At 61.6% G+C, this 1,707-nt stretch carries 2 protein-coding genes; both read left to right on the plus strand.

Annotation, left to right across the window (positions count from 1 at the left end; genetic code table 11):
* The first annotated feature begins 211 nt into the window (after positions 1 to 211).
* Entirely contained in the window at positions 212 to 493 is a 282-nt protein-coding gene (locus tag FXB41_RS40380) for a helix-turn-helix transcriptional regulator (RefSeq protein ID WP_007594540.1), read from the plus strand.
* Between the two features lie 21 nt (positions 494 to 514).
* Positions 515 to 1,396 carry a replication initiator protein A gene (locus FXB41_RS40385; protein WP_219685722.1) on the plus strand — a complete coding sequence of 294 codons (882 nt, stop codon included), beginning with the start codon at positions 515 to 517 and terminating at the stop codon, positions 1,394 to 1,396.
* Positions 1,397 to 1,707: the final 311 nt, after the last annotated feature.

The raw sequence follows: 1,707 nt of genomic DNA on the forward strand, positions 1-1,707 counted from the left end.
CGCCTTGTACAAAGCGGCCTCGCATTTGTGCGCGGAGGCTATCGCAAGCTGCTTCGGCCCAGGCGCAGGGTCGAGTAGCGCCGTTCCTCGGGGGTGCCGAAAATCGTACCTCCAATATTCGGCATCCCCCTCCGAGATCTCGCTCCTCCATGATGACCGCACGCACGCCGGCCTAGCCAAGCGTGGTGCGCTGTCCTCCTGGAGTTCTCAAATGCCCGATCCGATGGCCGGTCTTCCCCCGCGCTTCCTGCGTACACCTGAGGCCGCGCGCTATCTTGGTCTCTCGGGACGCACGCTCGAGAAGCACCGCACGTACGGCACCGGGCCGACGTATCGGAAGATCGGCGGACGTGTTGTCTACGCCGTAGACGATCTGAAAGCCTGGGCTGACCTCGGCGCCAAAACGTCGACGTCTGACCCCGGGAAGGGGACCGTGCTGCCGGCCAAGAAGCATCCGGTGCTGCGCCCATATGCTGGCCAGGAACGTCGCTGATCGCGGGCGAGAGCAGTGACCATGCGGCGCAAACACCATTCCGAGCGCGACCAGCTGGAGCTCTTTCGGGCGGTCCCTGGGGATCTCGCGCCGCGCGATGCGCAGGATCTGATGGCTTATCCCTTCTTCTCGCTTGCAAAAACGAAGCGGATTGCACCGATCGACTTCCGTGCCGGCGCGATCGCAATGCGGGTCGAGGCCGTGGCGGAACACGGCATGGCAACCATCTGGGATGCCGATGTTCTGATCGGGGCCGCGTCGCAGATCGTCGAGGCGCGTGACGCCGGCTTGAAGACGTCGCGCCTTATGGCTGCAACGCCTTACGAGATTCTGACGTTTGTCGGCCGCGGCACCAGCGCCCGAGATTATGATCGCTTCAAGGCCGGTCTCGACAGGCTTCAGTCAACGACCGTGCTGACCTCGATCCGCCAGCCGGCAGAGCGCCGGCGGCATCGCTTCTCCTGGATCAACGAGTGGAAGGAGACGGCCGATGCAAATGGTCGTCCATTTGGGCTCGAGCTGATCCTGCCGGATTGGTTCTATGCCGGCGTCATCGGTGACGCACTCGTTCTGACGATCGACCGCGCCTATTTCGATCTCACGGGCAGGCTTGAGCGGTGGCTCTACCGGCTCGTGCGCAAGCACGGTGGACGCCAGGATGGCGGCTGGAGCTTTGATCTTGTGCACCTCCATGCGAAGTCCGGCATCATCTCGCCGCTCAAGCTCTTTGCTTACGACGTCCGCCAGATCGTCCAGCGCCAGGCATCGCGCGGCTATCAGCTCGCGCTCACGCGCGATCCGAAGGGTACGGAGCGATTGAACTTCGCACCTACGCCTGTTGATCCCTTAACGGCACGCTTGCGCCGCCGCGGTCTCATTCCAAATTCGGAGGACAACCTGTGAATCAGCTCGTGCTATCGAGGACCGCAACCCTCGTGCTATCGGGGACACGATCCTGGTGCTATCGGGAACCGAAATCGAGCTTAAGAGCTTGTTTTTCCGCGCCTTCCCGCTGGTCTAACTTCACTAACATACTGACACTAACTTCTTGTTGTGAATCAGTACGTTGTGAACAAGTCGGCCGTGCATGCAGCGAGCATGCCTCATGCACTTACTCTCTCACGCGCAAAACTCTTCTGCAATGCGGATCTGTTCTCCAATCTGCGCGCGCGAACGCGATCGCGCGCAAATCTGCGCGATCGCTGGCGTCGACA

It is taken from the genome of Bradyrhizobium canariense (genome assembly GCF_019402665.1).
Classification (GTDB): domain Bacteria; phylum Pseudomonadota; class Alphaproteobacteria; order Rhizobiales; family Xanthobacteraceae; genus Bradyrhizobium; species Bradyrhizobium canariense.